Source organism: Salinibacterium sp. TMP30 (assembly GCF_038397785.1).
Taxonomy (GTDB): Bacteria; Actinomycetota; Actinomycetes; order Actinomycetales; family Microbacteriaceae; genus Rhodoglobus.
Map to the genome: position 1 here is coordinate 2443054 of NZ_CP151642.1, position 25297 is coordinate 2468350.

21 protein-coding genes are annotated in these 25297 nt (G+C 60.7%); 8 read left to right on the forward strand and 13 right to left on the reverse strand.

Going from position 1 to position 25297, the window contains the following annotated elements:
- Positions 1-13: 13 nt before the first annotated feature.
- Positions 14-1786: an aldehyde dehydrogenase family protein gene (locus AADH44_RS11900; protein WP_341953049.1), complete on the reverse strand. Its 1773-nt coding sequence runs from the start codon at positions 1784-1786 to the stop codon at positions 14-16.
- A gap of 133 nt (positions 1787-1919) precedes the next feature.
- Here AADH44_RS11900 and AADH44_RS11905 point away from each other — a divergent pair, with 133 nt between their 5' ends.
- Positions 1920-3143 (forward strand): helix-turn-helix domain-containing protein, encoded by a 1224-nt coding sequence (locus AADH44_RS11905; RefSeq protein ID WP_341953050.1) that lies wholly within the window; start codon positions 1920-1922, stop codon positions 3141-3143.
- An 87-nt stretch (positions 3144-3230) separates the two neighbouring features.
- Positions 3231-3515 (forward strand): hypothetical protein, encoded by a 285-nt coding sequence (locus AADH44_RS11910; RefSeq protein WP_341953051.1) that lies wholly within the window; start codon positions 3231-3233, stop codon positions 3513-3515.
- Positions 3516-3540: 25 nt separating this feature from the next.
- Here the strand turns inward: AADH44_RS11910 and AADH44_RS11915 are convergent, their stop codons facing one another.
- The 6 genes from AADH44_RS11915 to AADH44_RS11940 all read right to left on the reverse strand — a co-directional run bounded on the left by AADH44_RS11915 (position 3541) and on the right by AADH44_RS11940 (position 10836).
- On the reverse strand, positions 3541-4758 hold the full coding sequence (locus tag AADH44_RS11915) for an ROK family transcriptional regulator (protein ID WP_341953052.1): 1218 nt from the start codon (positions 4756-4758) through the stop codon (positions 3541-3543).
- A gap of 11 nt (positions 4759-4769) precedes the next feature.
- Positions 4770-6326, reverse strand: coding sequence for a cellulase family glycosylhydrolase (locus AADH44_RS11920; protein WP_341953054.1), 1557 nt, complete (start codon positions 6324-6326; stop codon positions 4770-4772).
- 12 nt (positions 6327-6338) lie between these two features.
- Positions 6339-7178 carry a carbohydrate ABC transporter permease gene (locus AADH44_RS11925; protein ID WP_341953055.1) on the reverse strand — a complete coding sequence of 280 codons (840 nt, stop codon included), beginning with the start codon at positions 7176-7178 and terminating at the stop codon, positions 6339-6341.
- Positions 7168-8046: a sugar ABC transporter permease gene (locus AADH44_RS11930; RefSeq protein WP_341953056.1), complete on the reverse strand. Its 879-nt coding sequence runs from the start codon at positions 8044-8046 to the stop codon at positions 7168-7170. The genes AADH44_RS11925 and AADH44_RS11930 overlap by 11 nt, the downstream gene beginning before the upstream one ends.
- A gap of 64 nt (positions 8047-8110) precedes the next feature.
- Positions 8111-9352 carry an extracellular solute-binding protein gene (locus tag AADH44_RS11935; protein WP_341953057.1) on the reverse strand — a complete coding sequence of 414 codons (1242 nt, stop codon included), beginning with the start codon at positions 9350-9352 and terminating at the stop codon, positions 8111-8113.
- Positions 9353-9429: 77 nt separating this feature from the next.
- Positions 9430-10836, reverse strand: a complete 1407-nt coding sequence (locus AADH44_RS11940; RefSeq protein WP_341953058.1) for a GH1 family beta-glucosidase — start codon at positions 10834-10836, stop codon at positions 9430-9432.
- A 274-nt stretch (positions 10837-11110) separates the two neighbouring features.
- Here AADH44_RS11940 and AADH44_RS11945 point away from each other — a divergent pair, with 274 nt between their 5' ends.
- The 3 genes from AADH44_RS11945 to AADH44_RS11955 all read left to right on the forward strand — a co-directional run bounded on the left by AADH44_RS11945 (position 11111) and on the right by AADH44_RS11955 (position 13796).
- Positions 11111-11245 (forward strand): hypothetical protein, encoded by a 135-nt coding sequence (locus tag AADH44_RS11945; RefSeq protein ID WP_341953059.1) that lies wholly within the window; start codon positions 11111-11113, stop codon positions 11243-11245.
- Positions 11246-11370: 125 nt separating this feature from the next.
- A complete protein-coding gene (locus AADH44_RS11950; RefSeq protein WP_341953060.1) occupies positions 11371-12168 on the forward strand; it encodes a TspO/MBR family protein in 798 nt (265 codons plus the stop codon).
- On the forward strand, positions 12165-13796 hold the full coding sequence (locus AADH44_RS11955; RefSeq protein WP_341953061.1) for an MFS transporter: 1632 nt from the start codon (positions 12165-12167) through the stop codon (positions 13794-13796). The genes AADH44_RS11950 and AADH44_RS11955 overlap by 4 nt, the downstream gene beginning before the upstream one ends.
- Positions 13797-13800: 4 nt before the next feature.
- Here the strand turns inward: AADH44_RS11955 and AADH44_RS11960 are convergent, their stop codons facing one another.
- Complete coding sequence (locus tag AADH44_RS11960) at positions 13801-15915, reverse strand: acyl-CoA dehydrogenase (protein ID WP_341953063.1); 2115 nt, start codon at positions 15913-15915, stop codon at positions 13801-13803.
- 230 nt (positions 15916-16145) lie between these two features.
- Here AADH44_RS11960 and trxA point away from each other — a divergent pair, with 230 nt between their 5' ends.
- Positions 16146-16547 (forward strand): thioredoxin, encoded by a 402-nt coding sequence (gene trxA / locus AADH44_RS11965; protein WP_341953064.1) that lies wholly within the window; start codon positions 16146-16148, stop codon positions 16545-16547.
- A 106-nt stretch (positions 16548-16653) separates the two neighbouring features.
- Here trxA and AADH44_RS11970 read toward each other — a convergent pair whose 3' ends face one another.
- Positions 16654-17358, reverse strand: a complete 705-nt coding sequence (locus tag AADH44_RS11970) for a DUF2202 domain-containing protein (protein WP_341953065.1) — start codon at positions 17356-17358, stop codon at positions 16654-16656.
- Positions 17359-17479: 121 nt separating this feature from the next.
- Between AADH44_RS11970 and AADH44_RS11975 the strand changes: the two genes are divergently transcribed.
- Entirely contained in the window at positions 17480-18172 is a 693-nt protein-coding gene (locus AADH44_RS11975; RefSeq protein ID WP_341953067.1) for a response regulator transcription factor, read from the forward strand.
- A complete protein-coding gene (locus AADH44_RS11980) occupies positions 18169-19533 on the forward strand; it encodes a HAMP domain-containing sensor histidine kinase (protein ID WP_341953069.1) in 1365 nt (454 codons plus the stop codon). The genes AADH44_RS11975 and AADH44_RS11980 overlap by 4 nt, the downstream gene beginning before the upstream one ends.
- A gap of 45 nt (positions 19534-19578) precedes the next feature.
- Here the strand turns inward: AADH44_RS11980 and recQ are convergent, their stop codons facing one another.
- The 4 genes from recQ to AADH44_RS12000 form a co-directional block, all read right to left on the reverse strand.
- Positions 19579-21615, reverse strand: a complete 2037-nt coding sequence (recQ, locus tag AADH44_RS11985; RefSeq protein WP_341955009.1) for a DNA helicase RecQ — start codon at positions 21613-21615, stop codon at positions 19579-19581.
- A gap of 63 nt (positions 21616-21678) precedes the next feature.
- Positions 21679-22647: a carbohydrate ABC transporter permease gene (locus tag AADH44_RS11990; protein ID WP_341953070.1), complete on the reverse strand. Its 969-nt coding sequence runs from the start codon at positions 22645-22647 to the stop codon at positions 21679-21681.
- Positions 22644-23777: a sugar ABC transporter permease gene (locus AADH44_RS11995; protein ID WP_341953072.1), complete on the reverse strand. Its 1134-nt coding sequence runs from the start codon at positions 23775-23777 to the stop codon at positions 22644-22646. Before AADH44_RS11995 ends, AADH44_RS11990 begins: the two co-directional genes overlap by 4 nt.
- Before the next feature lie 143 nt (positions 23778-23920).
- A complete protein-coding gene (locus tag AADH44_RS12000) occupies positions 23921-25261 on the reverse strand; it encodes an ABC transporter substrate-binding protein (protein WP_341953074.1) in 1341 nt (446 codons plus the stop codon).
- Between the last annotated feature and the right edge of the window lie 36 nt (positions 25262-25297).

The window sequence follows — 25297 nt, forward strand, 5'->3', positions numbered from 1 at the left end:
AGATGCGGCGGGACTAGGCGCGGAAAGCCGAAATGAAGATTCCCGGCATCTTGGCCCACGAGGGCTTGCCCACAAACCCGGCAAGTAGTTTGCCGGTGCGTTGTGCGCTGCGCGCGGTCACGAACCATGGTGGCTTCGGGAACAGGGCGAACTCGCCGTGCACGAATGACCGCGGGAACGGCCGGAAGGGGCCCCGTACGACGGTGCGCTCGGGCGAATCGATCAGCAGAGCGTTGTGCACAACGCCGATACCCGACTGCACGTTGTCGATGGTGTGGCCAGGGAACGCGCCCCACGACGCAGTGGCGGTAAGGAACCCGACCCCCGTCCACGCGTTAATCGCGATCGTGCCGTACTCCAGCTCTGCCATGGCCTCCCAGAAGCCCGACCCGAGCTTCGTGATAACCGAAGGCTCGGCGATCACATTCGCGCCAAGGGTGCCGAGGAAGTCACGGTTGACGGTCGCCACAACGGCATCCAAGTAAGCCTGTCCGGAACCCGGCACCTCAATCACTCCGAGTACTGGAGAGAAGGTTTCGGTTTTCTCTAGGTACGTGGCATCATCCTCTGCCGTGATGTCGACGAGCAAGCGAGTGCCTGCCGCAAACTTTTGTGCGTTCGGGTAGCACGCCGCCGCATCCGACATCCGGTCCTCGCTGCCGGGGTACCACGCCGTGCGGCCGGGAGTGCGTTCGAGCGCTGCTCGCAGTTCAGCAAGAAACTGCTCCTTCTGCGGCCAATCGGCGCTGAGCACCACGATCTGACCGGCGATGCAGTTGTAGCCACCGTTGTGCAGGCGCATAGTGGCAACATGCTCGGCCTGGTAGCGGAGGTCGCGCTTCGTCCACGTGCTCGGCAACAGGATGATGGGGGCGACGCCGCCAAGCTCACTCGTGATGGGCTTGACGAGCAGTGGTGTCTTTGCCGCCTTGCGGGCGGCACCATCTGTTCCGGGGCCCCAGACAATGGTGTCGTGCGTCGCAGAGCTGCCCGTGATGTGCACGTGGTCCACCGAGGGGTGGTGTGCCAAATAGCTGCCCTCAACGGCACCTCCCTGAACAATGCGGAGAAGTTTCGCGGTCACCAACGGCTCGAGCGCCGCGAGATAGACGTTCATCATGTCCGCCATGATCGGGTTCAGCTTCAGAATCACCGCCCGGTTGTTCGCAACGATCTCGTAGAGCACATCGAGCGGCGGGATGGACGTGATGTTGCCGGCCCCAAGCACAAGGCCGACACCGCCAGATTCCTTGGGCGTGAGCTCGGCAAGGCCCGCTTTCTTTACGGCGTCGGATGCCGTCGCTCCGGGCTTCAGCCACACTTCAGCAGTGAAACCGTGCAGCAGCAGCGCCTCGTATGCCGTATGGGGAAGTACCGGAATCCTCACACGGTTGCCCGGGGCTGTTCCCGTCTTGATGCCGGCCAGCGGCGACTTGCCAGCGGCGAGGGCAGCGACCGAGTGGGCGAGGCTGCCCACTCCGGCGAGCGCAGCGTACGGGCCAGAGATCCACTCCTCACCGACCAGGGGGGATGCGGCTTCCAGACCCTTGATGTCGCTGGCGGTCGTCGCCCAGCGCTGGGCTTGCGCCGCCATGGCCGTGTGGGTCGCGGAGAGTAGGCCAGCGCGCTTAGCTAGCGGCATCGCTGCCCACGCCGCTGCGCCTGCTACGAGATCGGAGACGGCCGCGTCTAGCTCGGCTTTCTCTCGTTCGCCGAGCGGCTGGGGGCCAGTGGATGCCGGGGCCGACGAGCTAGCGCCTTCGGGGGTGTGAGCTGCGATGGTCATGGATCTCCTTTGATCGTGACTCTCAGTGTTGCCGCCTCCGTGGTCTCGTCCTATGGGCGGCTGCCCCGACATCAGCCCCCGTCGTTGTGCGGCTGCACAATGGTTCTACGGAATCTGGGGCTAGAGTTGCGGCATGTCTCCATCGGACAATGCTGTTCGCACTACCGCCGCACAGCTAGACCCCCGCAACGTGACGGCGGGACTCGACGCTGATGCACGAGCACTCTTCGCCGAAATGCTCGACTCGGTCGAACTCATCTCGTCGCGGATCGTTGACGGGATCCTGAATGGAGAACACGCTTACGCCGAGAGCACCCTTGAGCTATCTGTGCTCGAATCTGTGGTTGCCGAAAACGTTGAAGCTATACTGCTCGGCCTCTCGGGCAGCAGTCGCTCGCTCGAAGCACCCCGCCGCGCCGGGCGAGTCAAAGCAGCATCGAACATTCCGATGGCCGGGCTGCTGCACGCCTACCGCCTCGCGGGCCTCCAGCTCTGGGAAGAGATGATGTCGCGCTCGCGCGCCTCCTCCCGATCTGAGGCACTGCTTCGCGTGTCGTCCGCTGTGTGGGGAATCATCGACGAATATTCGAATGCGGCCGCCGACGCCTACCGCGAAGTCATCGACGACATCGGGCGCAAAGACCAGCAGGCGAAAAGCGTCACCCTGCTCACCTTGCTCGAGGGTGAAGCTGCCACCGGCGACATCGGCCGCATGCTTCGTGCGCTGGGGTTGAGCGAGCATGCCACCTACCTCGTCGTCGCTGCAGAGTTAAGCGGAACAGGTGAGGACCCAATGCCGGGCATAGCGCCCCGACTTCGCGCTGCCGGCATCCCGTCAGCATGGGCCACCTGGAAAGGCGAGTTCGTTGGTTTGCTCGGATGCCTCGTAGAGACCGACACCACGATCGCCACACACGTGGTCGCCGAGCTTGCGGCATCGCGAATCGGCGTCAGCCGGACCTTTGCGAATGTGACAGCCGCCAGCGAAGCAGTCACTCAGGCCCGACTGGCGATGCAGTGTGTCCCCAGCGGCGATAGCGGTGTTCATCGCTACGGGTCGGCGCCCCTCGATGTGCTCCTCGTGCGCGACCCCACCTCGGCGGCAGAAATCCACACGACAGTATTGGGCCCGTTGACGACGATCGATCCGCGCGACGCCGAACTGCTGCTCGACACCCTCGAAGCCTGGTTCACAGCCGAAGGGTCAACATCTGAGGCGGCTCGCCTCCTCCACTGTCATCGCAACACAGTTCTGCATCGGCTCGCCAAATTGAGCGAGCTCACCGGACGGTCTGTCACCCGACCGTCGGAAGCAGCAGAGTTGTACACCGCGCTTCGTGCCGCGCGACTTAGCTAAGTCCGCCATCCAGCCAGCCTCAGTGACTATGGCGCTACTGCGAAGAAAGCTCTAGCGATGGCGCCACCCTCGTGTGAGAATTCGACTATGCCCCAGAGTGAGTTCTCGTCAACAAAGACTGCGACACCCAGCCCCCCGGTTGCCGGCATCGCCCTGCCTCGTGTTAGTGCATCCGCGTCATACTGGCTGACGCTCAGCATCTGGGGCCTCGGCATACTCGCCGTGATGGCGGTGGCAGTGCAGTACGTCCCCAGCGCCACCATCGACATCAACTGGATCGATGTTGGACTCTCAGCGATCGCGATTGCGGCCACGTTGAAAGCTGGGCGGAATCCGCGGGCCTTTACGCTCCCGTTGCCGAGAAGGCGCTAACTTAGCATTCCGCTGATAGACAGCGCTACGGCATCGGCGGTTGGCTGCCCCGCGGCGCGGCAAGAAGCGCTTCGAGGGGCATCATCGCAGCGCCCAGTGCGACAGTGTCCCCACCGAAATGACACGCGTGCAACGAGAACTGCCCACCGGGGCGCAGAAGTGCCTCGGATCGTGTAGCTTCCTGCACGCGGCTAGCGAACCTTTCCATGAGGCGAAGTCCGACCCAACCACCAATAATGACTCGCTCAGGATTGGTGAGGTTTACGAGGCCGCCCAGCGCCGAACCGAGGGTATCGATAATTTCATTGACGACACCAACAGCAACCGGATCGGTTGACTCGACCAACTGCCCGACTGCACCCCAGCCGGAACCCTCAAAGGTACCGCCGGCTTCGCGCCACGATTCGAGGATCGCGTCCGCTCCCAGATAGGCCTCAACACAACCTCGCCCACCGCAGCGACAAAGACGCCCATTGCGCACGATCTTGACGTGACCCCACTCCCCAGCGCTGCTATTTAGTCCGCGGGCGAGTTCGCCGTTCGACACAATCGCGAGACCGACACCGCGACCGAGCAGCACTACGAGTGCTTCATTCACACCACGAGCCGCGCCATCCCACAGTTCAGCCATCGCCTGAGTCTTAGCACCGTTCTCGGCAAAGACTGGCATATTGTGCGAGACAAGATCAGCGACCGGGATGGGCGTCCAACCAAGACTCTGGGCGTACAAAACTTGGCGGCCATCAGCATCCGACTCAACAATGCCCGGCAATCCTAGGCCGATGCCAACCAAACGATCCCAGGCGGCCGGGTTTCGTTCACGCAAAGCGTTGAGGGCCTCATCAAGATCAGCAGCGATCGCCTCAATAGGCTCACCCTCGCGGCCGCCGCGAAACTCCCGATCGATACGCGTCATCGAAAGATCAAACAGCTCCACGGCGACGCCACGCTCGCCGACATCCGCGCCCAGAAAGTAGGCACCGGCAGGGTTCGGGGCCAGCAGAGTCACGGGTCGCCCACCGCTCGAAGCGACCGATCCAGCCTCCATAACGAGCCCCTCGGAGATGAGCTCAGACACTAGGTTCGTGACCGACGCGACCGACAGGCCCGACTCGCGTGCCACCGCCGCGCGCGAAGTCTCACCCGTGAGAATCACACTACGTAACGCTTGCGAGCGGTTGCGCTGACGCACATCGCTCACCGTTGCCGGCGCGGAAGTGGTGAGTGCGATGCGCCCGGTCATAAATCCAGACCCTACCAAGTCTTGTCGCTTCCCGACGGGTAGATCCTGGAGACCGTTGTTTCTGCGGTAGCGATGACCCGGATGCCGCGTGCTGTCTGCTCGACGCGCACCGCAGCATCCCGGCCATCGCCGTCCACCACGCGCGCCACAGCGGCACCCGTGAGCTCGTACTCGAGCCAGTCGCCCGCGGAGAGGTCCACGACCAGTTCTTCGGCGATATCGTAGACACGGCCATCCATCTGTTCGAACGGATTCGCGGGGTTGTTGCCCTCGCGAGCCCACCGCAGCGGCACGGTGTCACCAGCACGGATCGCCTTAACACCGCCTGTGACAGCAATCGAATAGGACTCGCCAGCACCGCGATAGCCATACCCCCACACGGGCACGACCGTCGGATGAGAAGCAAGAAGAGCCGCAATAACGTCAGGCTGCCAACGACAGTTCTCGATCCTCATTGCGTCAAGCAGATCCTCAAAGACAGGCTTCGCTTCGGCGGGAGTGATCGCTGAAGGGTCGCTAATGCTGGCAATGACGCGGTCCCATCCTTCTGGCGCAATAATCGACGCGGCCGACGTGCGAGTGTCAATCTTCTTCCACGGCCAAAAGTTCCAACCGATCCCGTGCGACTCATACAGACGGAACGCCGCATACAACCACTCGAGTGTGTTCTCGCCACCCTCACCCATGTAGATGGGCAGTCCAAGACGATCCCGAACCTCAAGGAACGCCGAAATCGACTCGGTGTCGGGCGACGACCAGTACTTGTGGAACTGCAGCAGCGAGTTGTCGTCCCACCCCTCGGTGAAGATGTCCCAGTTCGTGGCCCAGTGCGTACCCTCATAAACAATGAGATGGTCGGGGTCGATCGCTCGGATTTCGCGTGTCAGGTCACGGTAGAGATCAGTGAGAGCATCCGCGTAGGTGTGCTGCCATTCGTTTGGCAGCGGCTCATTGAGGAGGTCGTATCCCATCACGACAGTCTCGTCGCGGTAGCGAGTCGCAAGATCCTGCCACAACCGCACGGTGAGTTCGCGGTAGCGCGGCTCCATGAACAACTCCGGCAGATTGTGCGGCGAATCATCAATGTTGGTGCCCGTCTGACCGCCCGGTGCCCCATGAAGATCGAGCATCACCCACAGCTTGTGTTCACGACACCACTCGATGAGCCGATCGATCATGGCGTAACCGGCCTCGATCGGTTCGCCGTTCTCATCCTGAATAACGCGCGAATTGATCGGCAACCGAACATGGTCGAAACCGGATGCCGCGATAAGAGCAATGTCCGCTTCAGCAATAAAGTTCGTCCGGAAGCCCTCCCAGAACCGCTCAGCCGCGGCTTCCCCCAGGAGTCGTTCGGTGAGCCGCTCGATTTCCCGAGGCGACTCCGCGCCGGGACCGAACTTCCACATGTAGCCCTCGGGCAGCATCCAGTTGCCCAACCCTACCCCACGAAGGAGCAACTCACGGCCTAAGCCATCGACGAGCCGAGCATGCTGTGCATGCACAAAGCCGTCAAAGGATGCGGGACGTGGTTCGAACGCTGGTGTGGCGAGCATGAGATCAGTCATGGGTTGCTTTCGTTACTTAAGACCGGAGAGGGCGAAGCCTTGGATGACATAGCGCTGGAAGATGATGAACACGATGAGGATCGGAATGACCATCACCGCTGCCGCCGCCATCTGCAGCGAAGGGTTCACGGCGAGTTGTTGGTTGAGGAGGGCTAATCCCACGGAAAGGGTGTACAACTTCTGGTCAGACGCAATGATGAGCGGCCACAGGAAGCTGTTCCAACCGGAGATAAATGTCAGAACGATTTGCACCGCAAGGATCGGTTTAGACATCGGCAGCACGATCTGCCAGAACGTACGGAATTCTCCGGCGCCGTCGAGGCGCGCGGCCTCAAGCATCTCCGTGGGGATTGTGGTCATGAACTGACGGAAGAGGAAGATGGCGAAGCCACTCACCAACGTCGGGAGGGCGATACCGACGAGGGTGTTGGTGAGCTTCATGCCGTTGAGGATTAGATAGGTCGGAATCATCGTGACCTGGATGGGGATCATCATCGTCGCGAGAACGAGGAAGAACATCCACCGGCGGCCGCGGAACTCGAACTTCGCGAATGCATACCCTGCCATCGCCATAAACATCAGGCCGATGAATCCAATGAGAACGACGAGGATTGTGTTGACGAGGTAGCGTCCGAAGTCCAGCTCAGTGAAGAGCATCTGGAACCACTGGAAGGTCGGCGCCTCAGGCAGGATCGTGGGAGGGAAGGTCACCGACTCCCGCTGCGGCTTGAACGCGGTGGTGAGCATCCACAGAAAAGGGAACGCCGTAATCAGGGCGCCAACCCCCAGCACGATACCGATTGTTCCGGTCAGCGCGCGTCTCCGCTTGGCGTAAGTGCGATCAGTAGTCATCGTCGGCCCGTCTCACTCGCAATTGGATGAGGGTGATCACGGCGATGATCGCAAACAGCACGATCGAACCGGCGCTGGCATACCCGAACTGGTTGAGACGGAAACCCTCTTTGTAGAGGAAGATCGAGGCCGAGGTGGTGGCGCCGAGCGGCCCACCGTCGGTGAGCACGAAAGGCTCATCGAAAAACTGGAGCCACGCAATCGTGGTGGTGACGCTCACGAAGAAAATCGCGAAACGCATGAGGGGGATCACGATCGAGAACGTCTTCTTCCATTCCCCAGCCCCATCGAGGGATGCCGCTTCTAGGTACTCCTTCGGAACACCCTGAAGTGCGGCAAGGAAGATGATGATGTTGAGCCCTGTTCCTCGCCAGACAGCGACAAGTGCCACGGAAAACTTCGCCAGTAGTGGGTCCGACAGCCACTGCACCTGGGGCACTCCCACAAGTGAGAACAGGTAGTTGAGCAGTCCGAACTGGGTGTTGTAGAGGTAGCCCCACACGAGCGAGATGGCCACGATGGCGGTGATGGCTGGGATGAAATAGAACGCCCGAAGCGAGCGGAAGAACCTGCTCTGGCTGTGGTTCAGCAACAGCGCGACCCCGAGCGACAGGACCACGATGGCCGGCACCCCAAACACCGCAAACAGACCAGTGTTGCCGATGGCCTGCCAGAAGTCGGGGTCCGCAAATAGTTTTGTGTAGTTGTCGACGCCGATGAACTTGACGTTATTCCAGTCGGCGAAGGCGGAAATGTTCATGTTTGTCGTGCTGATGACAGCGGCGACAAGGATCGGGAAGATCCCGAAGGTGATGAGGAGAAGCATTGCGGGCGACACGAACAGGTAGGGAGTAAGGCGATTGCGCACCGTGCTGTCCTTCCTGTTCGTGTCGCGTCGCGACGCTGAGATTATTAGTGAGAGGTGTTACTTGCTAGTTAATCGTGAGGCCCGCGGTGGTGGAGTAGAGGCCGTCAAGTGACGACTTCGCGTCCGCTCCCGTGAGCGTTATTGCGTTGAGTGCATTGAGCAGCTCGGTTCCCACAGCGCCGTCCCAGTTGGAGACGAGCGGAAGAACCTTGGCCGTCTTGAGCTGGTCGGTGTAAACCTGCACGTTGGGGTCGCTGTTCAGGTCCCCATCTTCAAGAGCAGAGGTCACAGTCGGCAGCTCGCCGGTCATGGCGTACCACTCAAGCTGCTGCTCGGCCTGCGAAACGTACTCGAGGAGATCGAGTGACGCATCCTTCTGGTCAGTGTTGAACCATACGCCGAGGTTCGAGCCGGCAAACAGCGAGATCGAACCGCCGTCACCCGCAGGCAGCGGGCTTGCTTGCCACTTGCCGTCGAGCTCAGGAGCTGAATCAGCGATTCCTCTGCCGAGGTACGGGCCACTCACGAGCATCGGCGCAACACCGGAGATGAACCCCTGGGTCTGGTCGAAGTCGCCGTTGACCGGCACGCTCTTGTCTGCGTAGAGCCCGGTGTAGATATCAACCGCTTTCTTGAACTCGGGAGTATCGAAGTTGACGTTGCCGTCAGCATCGATGACCTCGCCGCCCATGCTCCACGTCATCTCGATCGGCAGCGGAGCATCCCACTGAGGAATGTAGTAGCCGTACTGGCCTTCACCGCGTGCCGCGAGAGTCTTCGCGTCAGCACGCAGTTCGTCCCAGGTGGCCGGAGGTGCGTCGATGCCGGCTTCCGAAAGAATGTCGGTGCGAGTGAAGAGCACGCGTGTGTCGCTTGTCCAAGGAACGCTCACGATCTCTCCGCCGACCGAAGTCGCGGTACCCGAAACTCCAGCAGGGAAGTTTGCGGGGTCAATGCCGGGATGGTTGGCGAGTTCGTCATCGAGAGGCATGAGGGCTCCGGCATCTGCAAAGGTGCGCAGCTTCGAAAGACCAATCTGGAGGATGTCGGGTCCGGAACCAGACGCGACAGCGGTCGTGAGCTTTTCGTCAATCGAATCCCACGGGATCGCGACGACCTCAACCTCGATGCCGCTGTCAGCGACAAGCTTCTCGAAGTTTTCCCCCGAGTCGCCCATTACCCAGACGGTGAGTGGACCTTCGGCGTCGCCGCCTCCGGCTGCGGGTGTTGTCGAGCACGCGCTCATGCCTAGTGTGAGCCCCACTGCCGCAACGGTGGCGACAATGGAGGTTGCTGTTCTCTTCATTGAGATTCCTTCTTCTCGATTTTTGGTGTGTAGTGCAGTGGGGCATGGGCGAGTCATCCAGACTCGCACCATCCGGGTCAGGCTGTTGTGTACGCCACGACTTCCTGATGCTCGGTGATGAGGCGCCGATACCAGTGCGCACTCAATTTCGGGATCCGCTCCTGGGTGCGGTAGTCGACCCATACAAGGCCGAAACGTTTGCTGTAGCCTTCCGCCCACTCGAAATTGTCGAGGAACGACCACGCGTAATAGCCGCGAAGATCAACACCGTCAGCGATCGCATCGGCGGCAGCGCCGAGGTAGCCGCGCAGGTAGGCGATCCGCTCCGTATCGACAACGTCGCCATTGGGGTCCACGTAATCGTCGTAGCTCGCCCCGTTTTCGGTGACGTAGAGCGGCACACTGGTGAACTCGCGCGAGACTCTGGTCAGCACTGCAGTTAGAGATGCAGGGATGACCGACCAGCCAAAGGATGTCGTGGCTGGTTCAGCAGGCTTTTCGGCAACCCCAAAAGGTGCTGTCGCATCGTGCGAGGCGATTACACGCTGGTAGTGATTGATTCCGGCGAAGTCGGTGGGCGCCGAGATAATCTCGAGGTCACCCTCGTGCACCACGTCGCTAAGCCCTCGGTGGCCAAGGGTGTCCCACACGGCATCCGAGTATGCGCCTACGTAGACGGGATCGAGGAAAACCCGGTTGCTCGATGCATCGAGGCGCACCGCTGCTGCCGCGTCATCTGGCGAGTCGGTTGCAGGCACGATGTCGGTCACAATATTCGTGATGCCGACGGATGCGCTGGGCATTACTTCACGGATCCTCGCGACCGCAAGCCCATGGCCCAGATTGAGGTGGTGTGCGGCATGAATCGCTGCCCGGTAATCCTTGCGGCCGGGAGCGTGCGCACCGTTTCCGTAGCCGAGGAATGCGCTGCACCATGGCTCGTTGAGTGTCAACCAGTCGGTAGCGATGTCTCCGAGCGCCGTTACGGTTCTCGTAGCGAACTCTGCGAAGCGGTACGCCGTGTTCCGCACTGGCCAACCGCCGGCATCTTCGAGAGGCTGCGGCAGGTCCCAGTGGTAAAGCGTCACAAGGGCCCTGATGCCACGTGCCGCAAGTCCTGTGAGAACGTCGCGGTAGAAGGCGACGGCGATCTCGTTTAACTCGCCGTGTCCGCTGGGCTGCAGCCGTGACCACGAAACGGAGAGCCGGTAGTCGGTAACTCCGAGACTCTTCAGCAGGTCGAGGTCTGCTTGCCAACGGTGGTAGTGGTCGCAGGCGATGTCGCCTGTATCCCCGTGCAGGCTGAGGCCTAGCGTGTGCGAGAAAGTGTCCCAGATGCTCGGTCCACGACCGCCCTCAAAGGCTGCGCCCTCGATCTGGTAAGCCGCAGTAGCGAGACCCCAGCGGAAGTCCGAGGGGAAAGCTCGGATGTCCTCGATAGAAGGTTCAGAGTTGAGCCGCGCCGTAGGAGAGATCTCGGTCATGGTCGATCGCATTCAGGTTGAAAGTTCACTGGTTCTGACTTATTTCAATACTTACTATAACTATCGTCAAAACTAAGTCAAGTCTTTTCAGAAAAGATTGCGACGAACGCATCACCACCCAATTCGGAGCGAAACTGCCTGCGCGGTAGGCAGTACAACTCGACGTGCTCACAGAAGACGGCAGACTCTTCAATAGGCAACCCAGGGTTTCGCACCGTCACGCCGTGGGCAGACCCGTGCCGCGCCGCGGCACCCACTCCGATATCCTTAGGAAATGAACTTCATCTCTGTAATCACTGTGCTCGGCAAGGCTGTGCTTGTGGTGATGGGCACGGTTGTTGCGCTCACCGGCATCCTCCTACTCGTCAACCTCGCTGTGCCAAGCCTGCTTGCCGGCTTCAGCAGCTAAGCACCCCGCACTGACCAACTCGATATCAACGATTGCGAGTTTCCGGCAACATGGGCCATTCCGCGGTTCGTCGGTTGACTCCTCCTCAAGAGTTCTAGGCTAGGCCTCAACCGAAGGAGAACGTGATGCGAGAATCCGCCGATATTGTCAGGCAGATAACCGTTGCCGCGAGCGCGACATTCGCCCTCATCGGAGCATTCGTCGGCTCCGGTGCTGCAGGAGGAACGCCGATACAGGATGCTGCGGGTGGCGCGCTCAGCGCCGATGCAACTGTCATCGCCCCCGCCGGTTCAGCGTTTGGCATCTGGAGCATCATCTACTTGGGTCTCGTTGCCTACGCCATTTGGCAAATGCTGCCCAAACAGACCAGCACCGAACTGCACCGCCGCGTCGGATACTGGGTCGCAGCATCACTAGTTCTTAACGCCGCCTGGATTCTCTCCATCCAGTACAACCAGCTTGCGCTCAGCGTTCCCGTCATCATCGTCTTGCTCGCCGTACTCATCCGGGCTTACCTCATCACCGTCGAACTGCCCGCCGCTGGCGCTATCGATGCGATCATCACCGACGGCACCATTGGCCTCTATCTCGGCTGGGTGTGCGTTGCGACGGCAGCCAACATCACGGCCTGGCTGGTCGCCATCGGATTCACCGGCTTCGGCATCCCCGAAGGTGTGTGGGGAGTCGCCATCGTCGTCGTTGCCGGCGCAATAGGCATCGCGCTCGCCGCTCGCGGTCGTGCACACTTCTCCCCAGCCCTTTCCCTCAGCTGGGGACTCGCTTGGGTTGCCGTCGGGCGCCTCAGCGGAGAGCTCATCTCACAACCCACCGCCGTCGCCGCCATCGTCGCCGTCGTCGCTGTGCTCGTCAGCGCAGCAATATTCACTAGTGCACGGCTTCGTGCTGAACGGATCACCCCGTGAACGAAATTCGCGCATCGCGTCGACGTTGGATCGGTCTCGTCTTCATCAGCATCGCCGTGGCGCTCATCATCGTCGACTCCACCATCGTTAACGTTGCCATACCGTCGGTCGTTGAAGACCTCGACCTCAACTCAACCCAAGTGCAGTGGGTGCAAGAAAGCTACACCCTTGTCTTCGCCGCACTACTGCTCGTCTTCGGCACCCTCGCCGACCGCTACGGCCGCCGACGCGTGCTGCTCCTCGGTGTTGTCATTTTCGCGCTCTCCTCCATCCTCGCCGCGACCGCCGCGACCGGAGAACTGCTGATCGCTTCGCGACTAGTGCAAGGAATCGGTGGGGCCATGATCCTCCCCGCCTCCCTCTCCACTATCAACGCCACCTTCCGTGGCCGCGAACGCGCCATCGCGTTCGCCGTCTGGGGCTCCACCATCGGCGGAATGGCTGCTGTCGGCCCGCTCCTCGGGGGTTGGCTCACCACCTACTTCTCGTGGCGATGGGCGTTCGGCATCAACGTGCCCCTCGGCGTCATCATCGTTATCGGAATCCTTGTCTTCACCATGGAGTCCACAGAACCATCAGCTCAGAGACGGGTGGATGTAGTTGGTGCCGCCCTCTCGGTAGTCCTGTTCGCGTCGCTCGTCTTCGCCCTCATTGAGGGCCGCAGCTACGGCTGGTTCTACAGCGACACCCCGCCAGACTTCTGGACCTGGAACATCTCCCCCATCCCGTTCGCCTTCGCGCTCGCCGTCATTTCTGGCATCGTTTTTGTGCGCTGGGGCTTCGCCCGCGAACGCGCCGGAAAATCAACGATGCTCGCGTTCGGGCTGCTGCGCATCCCCTCATTCCGAAACGGAAACATTGCCGCGATGATCGTCTCCCTCGGAGAATTCGGCATCATTCTGTCACTGCCGCTGTGGCTACAAAACGTGCTCGGCTATGACGCCCTGCAAACCGGTTTCGTCATCCTCGCCCTCGCCATCGGCTCCTTTGTCGCCAGCGGATTCGCGGGGGCTTACGGCAACAAAATCACTCCCGTCACAATCGTGCGCGTCGGTATCGCCGCCGAAATCGTCGGCGTTCTGATCGTCGCCTTCGGCCTCAACCCCGACGCGGCCTGGTGGCAGATCGCCCCGGGACTCTTCGTCTACGGTTTCGGAGTCGGACTCGCGACCGCCCAGCTCACAAGCGTGGTGCTCAAAGATGTGCCGCTCAGCCAATCTGGCCAAGGTTCAGGAACCCAAAGCACGGCCCGCCAAATCGGCTCAGCTCTCGGCATCGCTATCCTCGGTACAGTGCTGTTCGCGAGCCTCGGCACCGGCCTCAACTCAAAGCTCGAGAACCGTCCAGAGCTTCCCGCTGAAGCGCGCACTCAAATTGTGAACCTCGTCGTTGACTCTGCCGGCACCGGCATCAGCGCCCTCGACAAGCAGTCACCGGATGTTGCAGCGGACGCCCGCCAAGCCTTCACCGATTCCACCCGGTATTCTGCCTTCGCGGCCGCCGGATTCCTCGCGATCGGGTTCCTCGCCAGCCTCCGCCTCGACAGCGGGCGACGAAGTGACGATGACGCTGAGGGCGAAGTCGAGGGCGAAATCGAGGGCGCAGTCGACGAGTCCACAACGACCTAAAAAGCTAGCGGCGCTTCTTCTTTTTCAGATCCTTCTCGTGCACCGGCTCCTCGCCGGATGCACGACGGTCGGCGTAGTAGTCGCGCGCCTCGTTCTGACGAACAGCTTCGGCACCTGATGCGATCGGTGCACGCACCAGCTCATCAGTGAGGCCAAACGCGGCCACAAGATCTAGAGCCTGCGGGCGCAAACGTGGGAGCAGACGGTCGTCGATGTAATCGGTGATCGCCTGAGCGCGGTTCGTTGAAATGCGACCGTGCATCAGGTACCACGCGAGGTTCTTCTCGATCAGCGAGAAGCCGAAGAGGTCACGAAGCCAGGTCATGACCTTCGCAGTGCCTTCGTCTTCGATCTTGTCGAGAGCACGGGTGAACGCTTCCCACTGCAAAAGCTCCGCGTGCGCGTAGGCCGTCATGATGAGCTGGTTTTGGTGACTGTTGAAGAGAGCGGCAGCCTCATCTTGCGGAAGCTTCGTAGCCGCACGCAACTTGCCTGCGACATCCGCCACCATCGTTTCGACGCGGTCGGTAAGCAGCTGGCGTTGAGAATCGGTGTCTCGCACATAGCCGATTGAGCGGGCCGTCGAACCAAAGTCGACGACGTTCTGGGCGAAGCGGCGAAGACCTGAACGGTTCACCGCAGCCTCGCTCACCTGATCCGCAACATACTGCGCGAGAGTGCCCGGATCCGCACCCGCAAACTTGCGCGAGTAGTCAGTGAGGAGTCGCTTTGCTACCAACTGCAGAAGCACGTTGTTGTCGCCCTCGAACGTTGCGTACACGTCGAGGTCGGCGCGCATCTGGGTGAGCCGGTTCTCGGCCATGAAACCGGCACCACCACACGCCTCGCGCGCTTCTTGAAGAGTGTCGAGCGCAGCCCACGTGCTGAGTGGCTTAAGTGCTGCGGCAATCGTTTCGAGATCTTGGCGGTCGGCTTCGGTGTCGGTGCGCCCCGAGAACACACCATCGAACTTCTCAAGGAATTCCTCGTGCGCAAACGACATTGCGTAGGTCTGCGCGAGGCGTGGCAGGAGGCGACGCTGGTGACGCTGGTAGTCCAGAATCACTTCTTCATGAGTGTTGCTGGCTGCCGTGAACTGTCGGCGCTCCGAGCCGTACTTGATCGCAATCGTGAGGGCTAGCTTGCTCGCGAGCACTGCGGCACCATCGAGTGAAACGCGGCCCTGAACGAGCGTGCCAAGCATCGTGAAGAAGCGACGACCTGGACTGTCGATGTCTGACGTGTATTCGCCGTTCTCGTCGACGTTGCCGTAGCGGTTGAGAAGGTTCGTGCGGGGCACGCGCACGTGGTCAAAAGCGAGGCGTCCGTTGTCGATTCCGTTCAGGCCACCCTTGAGGCCGTCGTCCTCGCCCGAGATTCCCGGGAGGAAACCGTTGTCGTCGCGCAGCGGAACGTAGAAGGCGTGCACGCCGTGGTTGACGTCTTTTGTCACCAGCTGAGCGAACACTGTCGCCGCTTTACCGTGGAGGGCCGCGTTGCCGAGGTAGTCCTTCCACGCCGCACGGAACGGGGTGTTGATGACGAACTCATCAGTCTTGGGGTCGTAGGTTGCCGTCGTGGCGATGCTCGCGACATCCGAACCATGACCGATCTCCGTCATCGCGAAAGCGCCGGGAGTTTTCAAGCTCATGATGTCGGGCAGCCACTTGTCGTGGTGCTCCTTCGTGCCTAAGTGAACTACAGCGGAACCGAAGAGCCCCCACTGAACGCCAGACTTGATTTGTAGTGATGGGTCGGCAAGCACGGTCTCTTCGAAAGCAGCAATGTTTCCGCCGTGGTCGTCGTTGCCACCGAGCTCCTTGGGGAACGCACGGTGAACCGCATTGTTATCGACGAGGAGCGACAGTTGGTGCAGCACGCGTTCGCGGTGGTCATCCATAGAGAGTCCATCAACGCGGTGGAACTCCGGGTTCGACATGAGCGCACGCGACTCTTTGCGAGCCTGTGACCATTTGCCCAAAAGGTATTCGCCCAGCCATTCAACGTTGATGGCGGGAGCCTCGGGGGAGGTCTCTGCAGAAGTCGTGGCTGCGTCGCCGTTGGCGGGTTTAGGTGCTTCGGGCGCCGTCTCGGTCGCCGTGTCGTGAACCTGTGTCATGGCTATCTCGATTCGTGAAAGTTTAGTAATCACACGCTACGAGCGTTGCGGGCGGGTGCAAAGTGAGTCGTTCACGGTCAACCAAGTGGATGCCGCGCCCGCCGCATCCCTTTGTGCGAAACCGCAAAACAGCCGCCGTAGCGTTGTGGGAAGTATTGCGCTCCAGGCGAACTAGGCGGAGGGAATCTTTGTTCAGGCGACGTTGTTGGGCTCCATGAAAGGATGTAACTATGTCGACTATCACTCTTACCTCAGAAGACTTTGGCCAGACGGTCACCAAAGAAGGAATCACGCTCGTAGATTTTTGGGCCGAATGGTGCGGCCCCTGCAAGCAGTTCGGGCCCATCTTTGAGACCGCAAGCGAAACCCACACCGACATCACGTTCGGCAAGGTAGACACCGAAGCACAGCAAGAACTTGCTGGTGCTGCAGGCATCACCTCCATCCCTACCCTCATGGCATTCCGTGACGGCGTACTCGTGTTCTCCCAGCCCGGCGCACTCCCCGCCCCTGCCCTCGAGCAGGTCATCGAGGGCGTCAAGAACCTCGACATGGCCGAGGTGCACAAGCAGGTTGCTGAACAGCAGGCTGCTGCTGAAGCTGGCGAAGCGCCGGCAGCCCCCGCTAGCTAGCTGTACCCGGCCGTGGCGTTGGTGACAGCGACCCGCCAACAGCTGTTTAGTCTAGGGGCGCCCAGCTAAGTGCGCGCCCCTAGACTCCATGCGAGTCGGGATTCAGTTAGCCGCCGAATGCATTCAGGTGCTTTTCGGATCCCGACAGCAAGTGTGAATACACTGCGAGAACGTCGGGCGCGGTCACTGACTCAGCAGCTGCGGCGATGTCGCTAATGTCGTTCTTTTCAATGGTGCGGGCCGCCTCGAAGGCACCATCTCGGCTGACGGAACCTTGCGCGAAGAGTGAATCATACAGCTCCTGCATGCTCTCCGAGGAGAACTCGCCCGGGGCAAGCCCCACAGTGGGGTCAGCGAGGTCGTAGCGTTCAAGCAAAACCTGCACGGCAGAAAGGTGCTTGGTCTCGGCGTTCGAGACCCGGTCGAAGACTTTGTCGCCGTAGAGGTCACCAAACGCGACGTAGAGATCGTGTGCGACCTTCTCCTCTTCGGCCATGAGTGACAGCGTGGCTTCCTGCTCACTCGTCAGCGTTCCGCTTTCGACCCCGGTGAGGCCATCCATTGCATTGGTGCCAGATTCATGACCCTTCTGTGCACCCCGGCCCATTTCTGAGGAGTTCGAGCCGCCGCCCATTCCTGAATCTGAACCGTTCTGACCGTGGCCGCTCTGACCGTGACCGCTCTGACCAGACCCAGTGGATGACTCGTTGTCGTTGTTGCTCGCGCCAAGAGCAAAACTGGCCCCGGCGACGAGCGTGACGGCGAGTACGCCGCCGATGATCGATGTGGTGATGATTGTTCCCTTGCGCATAATGTGCTCCTGTTCATTGTTGTGTGAAACACACACTGCGCTCTCACTGTGCAGGCCCTCTCGCGGTTGTGTGGAGATTGTGTGGAGACTGTTCGCTGCACCACGTGGAATAAGGTGAAGTATGCCTACCGTGCTGGTCGTCGAAGATGAACGGGATATCCGTGAGGTGCTGCGCCGCTATCTTGAACGGGCCGGGCTTTCGGTCCTCACCACCGGGTCTGGTGCCGAAGCACTTCGACTCTTCGACTCCGCAGATTTGGTGCTGCTCGATCTTGGCCTTCCCGACATCGATGGAACTGACCTTCTGAGGGAGATAAAGTTGCTGGGCAACCTCCCCGTTATCGTGTTGACTGCTCGCAGCACGACCGACGAGCGTATTCAGGGTCTCGAACTTGGGGCAGATGACTATGTGACCAAACCCTTCAGCCCCCACGAAGTGGTTCTTCGAGTACAGGCCGTGTTGCACCGACTCAGCGGGAAACCCACAGAGAACGGGATCGTCAGCTACGGCGGAAATCGTCTGCGGATCGACGAAGGTTCCCACCGCGCGTGGCTAGATGACTCCCTTCTCGATCTGACACCCACCGAATGGGGGCTGTTGTCGGCAATCGCCACCGCCGCAGGGCGGGTCTATTCGCGCTATGAATTGGTGAATCGAGTTCGTGGATACGAATACGAGGGCTACGAACGCACGATCGATTCGCATATCAAGAACCTCCGGCGAAAGCTCGGGGCCGACGGTTCTCTTGTTATCGAGACGGTGCTCGGCGTCGGCTATCGACTGGGTTTCACCAGGGATGAGTCGCCACAGTGACCCGCAATTCTCGAGAAAACAGGTTCGGGCTTGGTGCCCTAGGTACCCGTCTTCTGCTTGCGTTCGCAGTAGTAGCGGTGTCGTCGGTGCTCGTGCTGACGGGAGCTGCACTCGTCGGCGTCGACCGTGGAGTGCAAGCGGGAGAACAGGCCGATCGCCAACAGGTGGCCGATTCCGCTGGCGCTGCCGCCGCCGACGCCTATCAGGCTGCTGGGGGCTGGGAAGGTGCCGACCTCACTCGCGCGGTGAGCATTGGCGAAGCGGCATCAGCACGGCTAGTCATTCTTGATGCGGCCGGGTCTACCGTGGCCGCTAGCGGCACCGCTGGCGGACATTCGGGCGGAAATGGCGGCGGGATGGGCTCCGGTGCCAGTGTCGCGGAAATAGTCATTGACGGGGCACAGGTCGGTTCGGTGCGAGTTTCGCAGTCTCCGATGGCCACATCCCGTGTGCTCGATATCGCGTGGGCGTGGATACTGATCTCCGCGATCGTGGCGCTCGCTATCGCTTTCACCGCAAGCTGGGTTGTCACTCGCTTTCTTGTTGGTCCCCTGCAGCGGATGACGGATGCCGCACGATCCTTTACCGCCGGCAACCGCGCGTCGCGAGTCACCGGCCGCGCCCCGGGAGAGCTCGGAGAACTCGCCACCGCTTTCAATGGAATGGCAGACGAGGTAGTGCGCTCTGATCGGGATCGACGCAACCTGACCGCAGATGTTGCCCATGAGTTGCGCACGCCACTGGCAGCACTCCAAGCCGGCCTCGAGGAGCTTCGCGATGGCTTCGTACCGCCCGATGCTGAGCGGCTTGCGGCGTTGCACGATCAATCACTCAGGCTAGGTCGGGTCGTGGCGGATCTGGCCGAACTTTCTGCGGTCGAGACGGCTGGTCCCCTCCTACAGGAAGGACTAGTGGATCTCGCCACTGTCGCCCGCGAGGAGGTGGCACTTCACGAATCCCAACTGCGCGCATCGGGCCTCCACGTGTCCGCCGACCTGGCCGAGCCAGTTCTCGTGCGCGCGGATGCCGACCGGCTGCATCAGGCGGTCGGCAACGTGCTGGCCAATGCTGCACGGTATTGCCGACCAGGGGACGAGGTGAGCCTCTCCCTGTCAGTGCGCGATCATGAAGCCGCGCTGGAGATTGCCGACACCGGCCCGGGCATAGCTACAGAAGATCTGCCATTCGTTTTTGATCGATTGTGGCGAGGTGAGTCCGCACGAGAGATTCCCGGTTCTGGTATTGGTCTTGCTGTTGTGCGAGAAATTGTTTCCCGGCACGGTGGCAGCGCCGAGGTGGAGTCGCCCCCCGGTGAAGGAACCCGGGTCACGATCCGGCTTCCCGTCGCGATCGGTGAGTGACCGCGACGGCTACTGGGACTGTTGCGTCGACCGGTTGACGCCGCGTCAGTATTCCGGCGGCCCATCGTAAGGTGCATCGTCATCCGAGTAGAACGGGATGTCGTTTTCGTCACCGGGAACCGACGCTGAGGATGAAGCTGCGCTCGGTCGTGATGGTCGAGACGCAGGTCGCGACGCGGCGGTTCGAGGCTGGCGTGTGGGCGCTGCCGAGAATGCCGGTGCAACCTTATCTGCCGCCACTGTAGTCGCAGCGGATGCATCAGGAGACTCCCCCGCAACAACCGCGAGCACTGCCGCACCATACGTTTCGAGCTTCTTCTCGCCGACCCCACTGATCTCAGCCAGCTCAGCCAACGACTCAGGCTTAGTGACGGCGATGCCTCGCAGGGTGGCATCCGCAAACACAACGTAGGCGGGCACCCCGTTGTCGCGCGCTACTCCCGAACGCCAGGTGCGAAGATTCTCGAAAAGGTCCGTCGCCGACTCGGGTAGATCGACCGTGGCCTTGCGCTTTGCGGCCGCCCCACCGCCGCCGGAACCTCGCGCTTTGCGGGGTGCCTCACGTCGCAGCTTCACGATGCGGTCGCCGCTCAACACCGACCCACTTTCGGGGGTGATCGCCAGAGTGCCGTACTCGCCGTGCACCGCCAGCAGTGACTGAGCCAGCAGCTGCCGCACGACCGAACGCCAATCCTGCTCAGAGACATCCGACCCGATGCCGAACGTCGCCAGATCATCGTGGCGCTGCTGCGTTACGCGGGGCGTGGTCTTACCGATCAGGATGTCGATAAGGTGTCCGGCGCCAAACTTCTGGTTGCGTTCGCGGTCGAGTCGCACAATCGTCGACATGAGTTTTTGGGCCGCAACCGTGCCATCCCACGACTCCGGAGGCGATAAGCACGTGTCACAATTTCCGCACGTCGTTGATTCCTGCCCGAAGTAGCCGAGCAGTTGCACCCGGCGACACTCGACGGTTTCGCACAGGGCGAGCATCGCATCGAGGTGCGCGCTGAGATTACGACGGTGAGCCAGGTCGCCACCAGACTGGTCAATCATGCGGCGCTGCTGCATGACATCCTGCAAGCCATAGGCGAGCCATGCCGTTGCGGGCAGCCCATCACGGCCAGCACGACCCGTCTCTTGGTAGTACCCCTCAACGCTCTTGGGAAGATCAAGGTGGGCGACGAACCGAACATCAGGCTTATCGATACCCATACCGAACGCGATCGTCGCGACCATCACCATGCCATCTTCGCGCAAGAAGCGGCTCTGGTTGCTGGCGCGAATCTTGGAGTCGAGACCCGCGTGATACGGGAGTGCGGGGATGCCGTTCTCTACCAAGAACTGTGCCGTCTTCTCGACCGACGCCCGCGATAGGCAGTACACAATTCCCGCATCGCCGGGGTGCTCGGTATTAAGCAGCGTCAGCAGTTGCTGCAACGGCTGCGCTTTCGCCTCAATACGGTATTGGATGTTGGGCCGATCAAAACTAGAAACGTACTGAGTGGCGTCGGTGAGCTTCAGTCGCTGCGCAATCTCTGTGCGAGTGGCTTCAGTCGCGGTCGCGGTCAGCGCAATTCGCGGCACATTCGGCCAGCGGTCGTGCAGCACATCGAGCTGCAGATAGTCGGGCCTAAAGTCGTGGCCCCACTGCGATACACAGTGCGCCTCGTCGATCGCAAAGAGCCCGATCGTGCCCTGGTCGAGCAATGACACGGTGGATGAGACCCGCAGCCGCTCGGGGGCGAGGTAGAGCAGGTCCAACTCGCCAGCCCGGTACGCGTTTTCGACGCGCGTGCGCTCTTCGGCGGACTGGGTTGAGTTGAGAAACTCTGCGCGAGCACCAACGGCGGCGAGAGCATCCACTTGGTCTTGCATCAAAGCAATCAGGGGGGAAATGACAACACCAGTGCCGTCACGGACAAGTGCGGGGATTTGATAACACAGTGACTTGCCGCCACCGGTAGGCATGAGTACGAGAGCGTCGCCACCCTTGACGATCGTGTCAATGATCTCGCCCTGCTGCCCCCGGAACGAGTCGTAACCGAATGTGGACTCAAGAACAGACTGGGCAGACACCATGCCGAGAAGTCTAGGCGCAGCCACCGTCGCAAGATGCGGCGGGGCGGCACCTGAGGACTACTGCTACCCCTTTGTGGAACCGGCGAGGAGTCCGCGCACGAAGTAACGCTGCAGTGCGAAGAACACGATTAGCGGCACGAGGATTGAGATGAAGGCACCCGCCGTGAGCAGGTTCCAGTCTTGACCGCGGCTACCGGTGATCTCCGCCAAGAGTTTCGTCATCGGAGCGACCCGGCCGTCGGCAAATACCAACGCCACAAGGAGGTCGTTCCACACCCACAAGAACTGGAAGATCGCGAAGGATGCGATTGCCGGCATGGTGAGGGGAAGCACAATTCGGAAGAAGATTTGGCCGTGGCCCGCGCCATCTACTCGAGCGGCTTCAATCAGCTCAGACGGAATCTCCGAGACGAAGTTGTGCAGCAAGAAGATCGCCAAGGGGAGGGCAAAAATCGTGTGCGCAATCCACACCTGTGAGTATGCGTTGGAGGCGTTCAAGCTGGCGAATAGTTCGACATCACCAATCGATAGTCCGCGCGAGAAGAGGCTCAGCAGGGGCACGAGTGCCATCTGCAGGGGAACGATCTGGAGTGCGAAGACTCCGATGAACATCCAGTTGCGGCCAGGGAACTTGATCCACGCGAAAGCGTAGGCTGCGAGGCTCGCGATAACGAGCGGGAAGATTGTGGCCGGTAGCGTGATCGCAATGGAGTTGATGAACGCGCCAGCCAGATTGAGCGTGCTGTTTCCCGCGGCAAGCACCTCAGTGTAGTTGTTGAGGGTGAATCCGGGATTTTGGAAAATCGTCCACCAACCGTTGCGCAGGATCTCCTCGGGCGGGCGAATTGAGGAGATGAACAGGCCGAAGGTTGGCGTTGTCCACAGCACGGCGATTACCAGTGCTGCGATTGTTGCGCCTCGACTGGTGAGGCGCTTCTTGGTGCGCGTGGCTGCTCCCAGCTTCTCTCCGCGAGCCAGTTGCTTTTCGGTTTTCTTGTCAACCGGAATTTTTGCGGGAACGGTCGCGGTCATCGGATCTCCCTCTGCTTTTTGATCTGTCTCGCGTTGTAAATGACAATCGGCAGCACCATCAGGAATAGCACGACCGCGAATGCCGCAGACCTACCAACTTCGAACCCTTGCCACTGGGAGTACATTTCGTTGGCGATCACGCTGGTCTCGTTTGCGCCTGCGGTCATGGTGCGCACGATATCGAAGACCTTCAGAGAGGCAATGGAGATCGTGGTGAGGACCACAACAAGTGAGCTACGGATGCCGGGAACTGTGACATTGGTGAAGCGTTGCCACGCGTTAGTACCGTCGAGTTCCGCGGCCTCAAGCTGTTCGAGGGGAACGCCTTTGATCGCGGCCGACAGGATCACCATGGCGAAACCCGTCTGGATCCAGATCAGCACAACAATAAGGAAGAACGTATTCCAGGGGGAATTAGAGAGCCACGAGACTGGCTCACCGCCCAGCCAGACCACGACCTGGTTGAGCAGACCGATCTGCTCCTGCCCTGCGGGGCGCACCGCGTAAACGAAGCGCCAGATGATGCTCGCGCCGACGAACGAGATGGCCATCGGCATGAACACGAGCACTTTGAAGAACTTCTCGCCGCGCGACTTGTCAATGAACACCGCATAGGCGAGCCCGAAGATGGTCGAGACTACGGGAACGATCAGCACCCAGACGACCGTGTTGAGTACAGTGCGGATGCCGGTGTCTTGCGTAAAGATCCAGATGAAGTTTTCGAGGCCCACGAAGCGGGTGCCTCGGCTGTTCATGAAGGCTTGGATGGTGGTTTGGATCGTGGGGTAAATGAGTCCGATGCCGAGCAAGAAGATCGCGGGGCTGAGGAATCCGACCAGCTGAAAGAGGTAGCCAGCACCCTGCTTTGAGCGGTAGTCGAGGTAGAAGAAGAGTGCGCCAAAGAGTGTTGCGGCGGCAGCAGCCCAGAGCACTGATCCGAGGGTGAGAAACACGAGCCCGGGAATGAGCACGCAGGCAGCGGCGCGGATGATGGTGAACTTGCGCCCGGTTCGCGGCGCAACCTCCAAGAAGAAGATCAGCAGCGCTATCACTGCGAAGAAAGCCAGAAGCACGAGCGGTATTTGCGCAAGTGCCGGAAGGGTGGAAATCCACGCTAGGAACGCTGACATGTCAAACCTTTCGAGTGCATCACTGGACTCTCTCTACTTCTGTGACTCTACGACACCTCGGCGGTAGAGCAACAGATATGGGTGCGGGCCGGGAAGAGTTTCCCAGCCCGCACGTCATACCTGTCTCGAACTACGGTGTCGAACTATTCAGATGGCCATGAGGCGTCAATAGTTGAGAGCACCTCTTCGGTTGATTTGCCGTTGATCCAGTCGACCATTCCTGTCCAGAACGATCCAGCGCCAACAACACCCGGCATAAGGTCGGATGCGTCAAAGCGGAAGGTCGTGTCGGGGTCCTGCAGGATGGTGATGGCCTGCTGCAGGATCGGGCTGCTCGCGCTTGCGGGGTCGAGGCCGTTGTTGGCGCTAATGACACCGCCCAGCTTCACGCGAGTGTTTGCCCACTCGGGGCTCGAGAGGAACTCCTGAACCTTGATGGTTTCTTCGTCGTTCGAGAAGGCTCCAACGATTTCGCCACCACCGGTGACGGCGTTGCCGCCGGCCTCAACGGACGGAGTAACGAAGGCCCAGATGTCAGCATCCGGTCCGACCGTAGCGTTGCCGTTCTTGGGGTCCTGGATGAACCCGTCGAAGAACGATGCCTGGTGGTGGAGTGCACAGGTGCCGTCACCGAGCGCACGAGCCGGGTCACCGAACGGGGTAGTAACGATCGACTTCACGTCACCGAATCCCGCGTTGACGAATTCAGGGTTCAAGAGAATTTCACCGACGGAATCGAAGGCCGAGACGATGGCGGGGTCGCTGAAGGGAATTTCGTTCGACACCCACTTGTCGTACGTCTCTGGTCCGGCCTGGCGAAGCACGAGGTCTTCAACCCAGTCGGTTCCTGGCCAGCCCGTTGCGGCATCCGATCCGAATCCTGCACACCACGGTGCGGTGCCCGTCTCGTCAGCGATTGTTTGGGTGAGGGTGAGCAGTTCATCCCACGTGGTGGGAACTTCTACACCCCACTCAGCGAACTGCGCTGGCGAGTACCAGACGAAACCTTTAACGCTGGCCATCAGTGGTGCACCGTAGAGGGTGTCTCCCGTGGTGGCGTAGTTCGCCCAGTCTGCGGACCAATATTCTTCTACGTTGGCTTTAACGCCCTCGGGGGCTGGCTGAATGTAGTCGCGCGATGCGAGGTCTGCGAGCAGACCAGGCTGCGGGAAGATTGCGAGGTCGGGAGCGTTGCCGCCTTGGGCCCGGATACTGATCTGGGCTTCGAACTCTTTGCTGGCTTCGTACTGAATGTCGATGCCGTTCTCATCTTCCCAGGCAGCCCAAGACTCCTCAAGAAGTTCAGCCTCGGTGTCAGCAATGGTGCCGTAGATGGTGACGATGCCGTCAGCATCGCCAGCATCGCCGGGTCCGCCGGCGCCGTCTGTGCCACCGGATCCTGATGCGCAGCCGGTGAGAACCAAGCTTGCGATGCCGAGAGTGGCGATCGGAAGTATGGCTCGTCGATAGTGGTGGGAAATCATACAAATCCTCCTCGTCGAGGTTTTGCCCGCAAGCCG

Bases quoted from the DNA above. Each gene is read 5' to 3' on its own strand.
- AADH44_RS11900 (WP_341953049.1), bottom strand. From the start codon at position 1,786: ATGACCATCGCAGCTCACACCCCCGAAGGCGCTAGCTCGTCGGCCCCG.
- AADH44_RS11905 (WP_341953050.1), top strand. From the start codon at position 1,920: ATGTCTCCATCGGACAATGCTGTTCGCACTACCGCCGCACAGCTAGAC.
- AADH44_RS11910 (WP_341953051.1), top strand. From the start codon at position 3,231: ATGCCCCAGAGTGAGTTCTCGTCAACAAAGACTGCGACACCCAGCCCC.
- AADH44_RS11915 (WP_341953052.1), bottom strand. From the start codon at position 4,758: ATGACCGGGCGCATCGCACTCACCACTTCCGCGCCGGCAACGGTGAGC.
- AADH44_RS11920 (WP_341953054.1), bottom strand. From the start codon at position 6,326: ATGACTGATCTCATGCTCGCCACACCAGCGTTCGAACCACGTCCCGCA.
- AADH44_RS11925 (WP_341953055.1), bottom strand. From the start codon at position 7,178: ATGACTACTGATCGCACTTACGCCAAGCGGAGACGCGCGCTGACCGGA.
- AADH44_RS11935 (WP_341953057.1), bottom strand. From the start codon at position 9,352: ATGAAGAGAACAGCAACCTCCATTGTCGCCACCGTTGCGGCAGTGGGG.
- AADH44_RS11940 (WP_341953058.1), bottom strand. From the start codon at position 10,836: ATGACCGAGATCTCTCCTACGGCGCGGCTCAACTCTGAACCTTCTATC.
- AADH44_RS11945 (WP_341953059.1), top strand. From the start codon at position 11,111: ATGAACTTCATCTCTGTAATCACTGTGCTCGGCAAGGCTGTGCTTGTG.
- AADH44_RS11950 (WP_341953060.1), top strand. From the start codon at position 11,371: ATGCGAGAATCCGCCGATATTGTCAGGCAGATAACCGTTGCCGCGAGC.
- AADH44_RS11960 (WP_341953063.1), bottom strand. From the start codon at position 15,915: ATGACACAGGTTCACGACACGGCGACCGAGACGGCGCCCGAAGCACCT.
- trxA (WP_341953064.1), top strand. From the start codon at position 16,146: ATGTCGACTATCACTCTTACCTCAGAAGACTTTGGCCAGACGGTCACC.
- AADH44_RS11970 (WP_341953065.1), bottom strand. From the start codon at position 17,358: ATGCGCAAGGGAACAATCATCACCACATCGATCATCGGCGGCGTACTC.
- AADH44_RS11975 (WP_341953067.1), top strand. From the start codon at position 17,480: ATGCCTACCGTGCTGGTCGTCGAAGATGAACGGGATATCCGTGAGGTG.
- recQ (WP_341955009.1), bottom strand. From the start codon at position 21,615: ATGGTGTCTGCCCAGTCTGTTCTTGAGTCCACATTCGGTTACGACTCG.
- AADH44_RS11990 (WP_341953070.1), bottom strand. From the start codon at position 22,647: ATGACCGCGACCGTTCCCGCAAAAATTCCGGTTGACAAGAAAACCGAA.
- AADH44_RS11995 (WP_341953072.1), bottom strand. From the start codon at position 23,777: ATGTCAGCGTTCCTAGCGTGGATTTCCACCCTTCCGGCACTTGCGCAA.
- AADH44_RS12000 (WP_341953074.1), bottom strand. From the start codon at position 25,261: ATGATTTCCCACCACTATCGACGAGCCATACTTCCGATCGCCACTCTC.